The sequence below is a fragment of the Pseudoalteromonas sp. TB25 genome, assembly GCF_000497995.1.
Lineage (GTDB): Bacteria > Pseudomonadota > Gammaproteobacteria > Enterobacterales > Alteromonadaceae > Pseudoalteromonas > Pseudoalteromonas distincta.
Window position 1 is genome coordinate 1 of the sequence record NZ_AUTI01000445.1, and the last position, 6,811, is coordinate 6,811.

Consider the following 6,811-nt stretch of genomic DNA (forward strand, 5'->3'; position numbering starts at 1 on the left):
CTGGCACGCCCCACATTTGCACAGCGGCAATAATAGGTGCAATAAAAGCAAACGATGAAGCTAAAAATATAGGCACTTGGCCTTTAGTCACTACCTGAAACAGCAAAGTACCAATGCCAGCGGTAAAAAGCGCAACATTAGGATCCAAGCCCGTTAAAAGTGGCACTAATACCAGCGCACCAAATGCTACAAACAGCATTTGCGCGCCTGTTAAAATAGTTTTTATTGAAAAGGTGTCATTATTTTGCACTTAAAGACTCCTAAACAGTACCGAATATTTTGTCGCCCGCATCGCCTAAACCAGGGATAATATAGCCCTTTTCGTTTAAGTGGCTATCTACAGAGGCTGTAAATATTTCTACGTCGGGATGTGCTGTAAGTGTTTTTTCCACACCTTCTGGCGCAGCTACTAATACAATTACTTTGATTTCTTTACAGCCTGCTTTTTTAAGCATATCGATTGTGGCAATCATTGAGCCACCCGTTGCAAGCATAGGGTCAATAACTAAGCTTAAGCGCTCATCAATATTACCTACTAGCTTTTCAAAATATGGTACTGGCTCTAGTGTTTCTTCGTTACGTTCAAGACCAACCACACTTACTTTAGCCGCTGGTAATAACTGCATAACACCGTCCATCATGCCAAGACCAGCGCGTAAAATAGGCACTACGGTAATTTTTTTACCTTTAATATGCTCTACTTTTAATTTATTGCCATCCCAGCCTGTAATTTCGTTATCTTCTAACTGTAGGTTTTTAGTTGCTTCGTAAGTTAATAAGGTTCCAACTTCAGAACATAATTCACGAAAGCTTTTAGTACTAATACCATGCGCTCGCATTAGGCCTAGTTTATGTTGAACAAGAGGGTGAGAAATAACGTGAATTGCCATGATATAAACCTACTGATACAAGAATTTGCAGTATTTTATATTAAAAAAGGTCATTTGACCTGTAGTTTTAAAGAGATTTTCATATATCGTGCCAAAATGCATTGTTTTGCTTGATATTTATGCAAGCCATCAACCCGTTGTGTTTATTAAATGTTACTCGCTAACCAGCTGTTTACTTGCTGTTGCATATAACTATTTATTTTTTGGTGCTCGGGGCTCCAGCCAGCTAAAAATCGATAAAAGTCAGCCCATGCAGCAGGCCATAAAGCGAGCCAATTGTCAGCTATTTTACCTGCTGGTGCTGTAGGATGATAAGTAGTAATAGCAGTCTTTAAATTATCAAAATAATACGCAAGATACTCATCAGCGCATCCGTGTAATTGTGCATCACTTAAGCAACTGGTCATAAAATACATTACATCAATTATCCCGCAACCTGCACCTATATACTGAAAATCATAACCGAGTATTTCATCGCGCTCATTTGCTGCAAAGTTAGCAAGTTTTGCATCGCCATGAATCAGCGTTTTATACGCACAACTTTGTAGTTGCTCATCTATTTTATGTGCAGCATTTTTAATATCGGACTTTTTATCAAGGTTATCTTTTAGTTTATTAAACTCATCTGGGCGCGTGCTTAAATGCCAGTAGTTGCCTTGCTGCCATAACCCATCAGCGGGTTTACTTAAGTTAAACGCATGAAAGTGTGCAAGCCACCTTAATATAGCTTTAACATGTTGTGGCCCTGCTTGAGTAAACCCATGTTTGGTAAAGTTTTTAAACACCAGCGCGTATTCATCGTCTTTATTAATTGCACCTATACATTCAATACTTTGCGCATGTACTGGTAAATGTTGGCTATAAAGCTTATAAAATGTGTATTCAACACTATACGAGTGCTGCTTTCTTTTAAGCGCAAATTCGCTTTGTTTAATTTTAGGATGGTGTATATAACTGGGTATTTTAATCGCTTTAATAACGCAGGCTTTATCATCAAGCCGGCACTGCACAATACTGCCACATCCACTCCAAAGTGATGTAAGCGTATCGCCAATTTCAATGTGCTTAAAGTGAGGTTGTAATAAAGGAATGTAAAATGCCATAGCTATATTAAGTAATTAAGTTTTTTGTAGTTTAACATTAGTGGACGTTTTTAATAAAACTAAGGCATAAGAAAGCTCCACTTGGTTTTATACAAGTTTGTATGTAAATAGTGGCCAAAATCACTATGCCACTACACCAGGTTATTTCTTTATCTTATTTATTTCTTTGTTTATTTTCTACAACCCTGATTTAACCTTACCATGTGATTCAAGTTCTAAAAACTTAGAAATATTTCTTGGAGCTTTGGCTTTGAATAAATTGTAAAATCGTTCATCATGAGTTGAGATTATGATCTGTTTATTAAACATTACGGCTAAATTTCTGAACAAATCGATTACTGACAGAACGTTTATAGAGTCCATTGATTGCACTGGATCGTCTATTAAAATGCAGTCTACTGCATTCCCTTTGTACTCTTCGGAATTTAAAGCTCTAGCCATGAAAATACTTAAGCTTAGAACGCTAATCTGTGCTGAGCTGAGGTAGATATTAGGCGAAATAAGAGCTGAACTTTCGTCATTAGAAAGGTAAACGTTAAGCTTAGGTTTGTCGTTATCACTGAACGTACATTCAAATACAACTTTCTTAAACCCTGGGTGTGGATCGATCTTAGAATATATTTGATTTACTAACTCAGAATAGAAGTAAGAATCAATTTTTTTCTTCAGACGTGTATTTATTGACGATACATCATCATTTAAAATACTAACAACAGAAGAGATGCTACTTAATTCTTCTTCTTCATTTTTTATCTGTGCATCAATATTAATTACTTTTATATATTTGGAGTAAACTTCAAGAAGATTTAATAAACCTCTGAGACAAAAAGATATTTTACTACTGTTATCATATTCAAAAGATTTCTCATTAAACTGGTGATTTAGAATAGAACTCAAGTCATCCTCATTCATTTCAAAAACATCACTTTGAATGTTTATTGGTAGAATTGAGTAGAGACTATCGATGTTCTCTTTCTCTCTGTTGATTTTAATATTAATATCAGTGAAAATTTTGTTGAAAGATTCAATCGCATCATCTTCAGATAATCTTAGATAAGTTTCAATCGGTTGAGATAGTTTATCTTTCACTAACTCCAAATTAGCAATATTTTGTTTCTTAGTGTCGCTGCTTTCGTTTAATATTGATAGAGTGTTGTAGAAAGTGGTCTTAACATCATCTTCAATTGTACTATTCAATTCAATAGAAAGCTTAGCAATCAAAAACTCTTCAAACTCTTTAACTAAACTTAGCTCTTTTAAATCCTCATTATTATTAGAAATTAGTGACTCAAGAGCAAATATTTCTTCTTTATTGTTTATTATTGTTAAGTTGTGAGTATCTATAACTTCATTTAATCTATTATGAGAGTTTTCATAAAGATAAATTTCATTGTTAATATCTGCTATATTTGTATCTTTATCTTTACCTTGTGTTATTGAATGTAGATTATTTATCCGTTTTTCAAAGTCATCTAGTTCATTTGAATCCTTAGATAAAATTCCTTTTATTTTTTCTTGTTCACTGAGTAAATCATTTAATTTTAACTGCTTATCAGAAAGGTGCTGTAGTACTAAAAGTTCATAGCGTTGTGCGATCTCATTTGTCGATGAGTTTATAGCTTCCTTATTTTTTCTAAACTCCAAGTTTTTTTGATAAATAGGATCAATAAAGTCTTTTAAATATTCATTATTTTGTATGCTTTCACATAGTTTGTCATGATTTTCAAAGGGAGAATAACATAATGGGCAGTTTGAGATACTCGAATTTGAAACTTTACTTAAGTAAGTCAATCCATAACCTTGGAGTTTCTTTAATTCTTCTTCGTTTTCTTTAAGGTTGGATGCACTTTGCTTAAGTTTATTCTCTTCTTTTTGAATGTTATGTAATTTTATCTTATTACTTAGTATAAGTTTATAATCATCAGAAGTTATAAGACCTAATTCTTGTAGACCATTTTCCCAACCATAGGATACAAAATCAATGTTTTTTGTTTTACTGATGATTTCATTAATTTCAGAAACTCTAGTTTCATTTACTGATAATTCTTCTTTGTCTTTATTTGATTTTTCAATTAAATGAATTTTTTTATTCGTTAACTCTTCTAATTGTAGATAATTACTATCTAACCCGTCTCTTTTCCTTTGAAGAACATTAATATAAGATAAACCGCTGTTTATTATTTCTTTCGAGTTCTCTATTGTTTTACTAAGTTTTAAGTTGGACGCTGAAAGTTCTTTAACCTTATGATATTTGTCTTCATTAGATTTTACTAGAGAGTTAACATTGAGTTTTGCTTTTATGTATGCAGGGATTTTTTCATAGTATTCGAAAGCTTCATTCTGTAATTTTATTTTAAAATCTAACTCTTTATTTTCATTAAAGATCTTCTTTATCAATAACTGGTGGTTTTCATAGTTATTTTTATTGGATAGTATTGCACCTTTTTCCAATGAAAGCCTTTTAATCTCCCTAAATGACTTTCTATACTCAGCATGATATTTAGATATCTCTTTTTTTATAATCTCTTTTTCTTCATTTAGTGATTTATTTTTTTCTTCTATGAGATAAAGTTTATTATTCAAAACCATCTCAATTTGTTCTTTTATTTTATTTTGTTCTACTCCATCAAAGCTAGGTAATTCGATACCAAGTTTAATAAGTTCGCTCACATATTTCGTGAATTTTTCTTTAACAATTGAATCTTTATGAGAATCTATAGATTCTTTCTTAAGTAAAGCCAGCTTATCTTCGATAATAGTTTTCATCGAGTTAATATCTGAAAGAGCCTGATAAAGTTCAATACGACTTGACTCTAATTCTTTTATATCATCTGATTGACACTCAATAAATTCGAGATACCTTTGCTCTGGTCTAGACTCTCTTATGTAACCATCTATAGCTTCTTGAGATAAAATGACTTTTTCAAAAAACTTCCTATCTTTAGGCGTTTTATTCGGATCGAATACATAATCTCTAGTCGCTTTATCTGCACTGATTGAAGCAGTAAAATTTTCGATAGTCGTATCAACGGTTACAGTCGTATTCAATTTATCTGGGTTGTTTATATTTCTTAAAATCAGCTTACTACCAAAATCATTACCAGAATCATGTATTTGGTCTGAAGACAATTTATTGTTGAGTGTTTTTATTGATGGAATTCTTATATATCTGTGAATATTATTTGTTATGGCATAATCAATAGCATCATAGAAGGATGTTTTACCATATCCATTTGGAGCATGTATAGCAACTAGCTTTGCTGGTTCGTCATTAATCATAAAGTCGAATGTACTATCTTCTTTTTTTAGATATCCTTTAAAAGCTTGGATTTCAACTTTTTTAATTTTCATGTTTATTCTCGTTTATGATTAGTGAAATAAAATTTGCTTTATCATCCTTATTGAATTTGGAGTATCGACTAGATATTATTTTCTCTGAAATGTTACTTAATATTAAGCTATCATCAACATCCTTTTTTCTAGAAGTATCTATATCAAAGCCCAATAAATGAATCGCCCCGAGTTCATCGGAGACCAGTTTGTTTAAGTCAGGCCACTTTACCTGACTCGTTTAAATTATCATAGTAGTCTGTTTCATATTGAGCTGGTGAAATATACCCAATTGAAGATAATAAGCGTTGATTATTAAACCAATTGACCCACTCTAACGTTGCGTATTCAACAGCATCAACATTCTTCCACGGGCCATTTCTGCGAATAATCTCTGTTTTAAATAATCCATTTATTGTTTCAGCCAATGCATTGTCATAAGAGTCACCCACACTGCCTACAGACGCTTGAATTCCAGCTTCAGCAAGTCGCTCAGTGTATCGTATAGACAAATATTGGCTGCCTCTGTCGCTGTGGTGAATTAACCCTTCGGGGTTGCCACGATGCCAAATAGCTTGCTCTAACGCATCAAGAATAAGCTCTGTGTGCATTGTCGTTGATACACGCCAACCTACAATGTATCGTGAAAAAACATCTATCACGAAAGCGACATAAACAAACCCACTCCATGTGGCAACATAGGTGATGTCAGCTACCCAAAGTTGATTTGGCTGCTCAGCAGTAAATTGACGATTAACTAAATCAAGTGGCTTATCTTGTTGCTCGTCAGGTATCGTTGTCTTATGTGCTTTACCCCGACGAACACCTTGAATTCCCATAACTCGCATCAATCGTTCGACTGTACAGCGGGCGACTTGATGGTCGTCAAGCTGTAGCTGCTTCCATATTTTTCTTGCACCATAAACTGACATATTATCCTCCCACACTTCGCGAATGAGTATTATCAGCTCAGCATCACGCTTTTTGCGGTTAGACAGTCGCTCAGGCTCTCTTTGTATCTGTTTATGAGAATAATACGTTGATGGTGCAATCGGCAATTCCTTGCAAATTGACTCGACACCGTAATGCTCTCTGCAAGCATCAATAAAATCCACTATTACTTCTGTTTGCGGTCGAGCTCCGCTTGGGCGAAAAAAGCGGCAGCTTGCCTCAGGATATCATTCGTTCGCTTGAGCTCTTTATTCTCGCGCTCTAAGACGGCAAGGCGTTCTTCAGTTGATTGCGTATTAGAAGAGGGTTTAGACGGTTGAGCTTGAGATTTCTTGACCCATGCTCTAAGTGTTTCTGGGGTACATCCCAGTTTATCTGAAATCGATACTAGCGCAGCCCAAAGAGAAGGGTATTCATGCTGTTGTGTGGTAACAAGCCTAATTGCACGTTCACGAAATTCTGATGTATAGCGATTTGATTTTTTCATAGTTCCAGTTTCTCAAGTTATTGAGTCTCTGGCAAACACGGGGCGATTCA

Annotated in this window: 5 protein-coding genes and 1 other annotated feature; all 5 genes read right to left on the reverse strand. The window is 34.3% G+C overall.

Annotation, left to right across the window (positions count from 1 at the left end):
• The coding region (locus tag L652_RS0121650; protein WP_029753350.1) for a solute carrier family 23 protein at positions 1-250 on the reverse strand (250 nt) is incomplete at its 3' end.
• Between the two features lie 10 nt (positions 251-260).
• On the reverse strand, positions 261-890 hold the full coding sequence (gene upp / locus L652_RS0121655) for a uracil phosphoribosyltransferase (protein ID WP_002958676.1): 630 nt from the start codon (positions 888-890) through the stop codon (positions 261-263).
• 146 nt (positions 891-1,036) lie between these two features.
• A complete protein-coding gene (locus L652_RS0121660) occupies positions 1,037-1,993 on the reverse strand; it encodes a phosphotransferase (RefSeq protein WP_024597455.1) in 957 nt (318 codons plus the stop codon).
• 177 nt (positions 1,994-2,170) lie between these two features.
• On the reverse strand, positions 2,171-5,344 hold the full coding sequence (locus L652_RS1000000124405) for an AAA family ATPase (RefSeq protein WP_024597456.1): 3,174 nt from the start codon (positions 5,342-5,344) through the stop codon (positions 2,171-2,173).
• A gap of 197 nt (positions 5,345-5,541) precedes the next feature.
• Positions 5,542-6,761, reverse strand: a protein-coding gene (locus tag L652_RS0121670) for an IS3 family transposase (protein WP_223230517.1) whose coding sequence is annotated in 2 segments (ribosomal slippage) — positions 5,542-6,473 and positions 6,473-6,761 — 1,221 coding nt in all. Because the reading frame shifts where the segments join, the coding sequence is not laid out codon by codon here.
• Positions 6,367-6,483, reverse strand: a sequence feature (AL1L pseudoknot). Its footprint overlaps the gene before it by 117 nt.
• Positions 6,762-6,811: the final 50 nt, after the last annotated feature.

What these genes read in the sequence shown, in the direction of transcription:
- L652_RS0121660 (WP_024597455.1), bottom strand. Translation starts at nt 1,993, where the DNA reads ATGGCATTTTACATTCCTTTATTACAACCTCACTTTAAGCACATTGAA.
- L652_RS1000000124405 (WP_024597456.1), bottom strand. Translation starts at nt 5,344, where the DNA reads ATGAAAATTAAAAAAGTTGAAATCCAAGCTTTTAAAGGATATCTAAAA.
- upp (WP_002958676.1), bottom strand. Translation starts at nt 890, where the DNA reads ATGGCAATTCACGTTATTTCTCACCCTCTTGTTCAACATAAACTAGGC.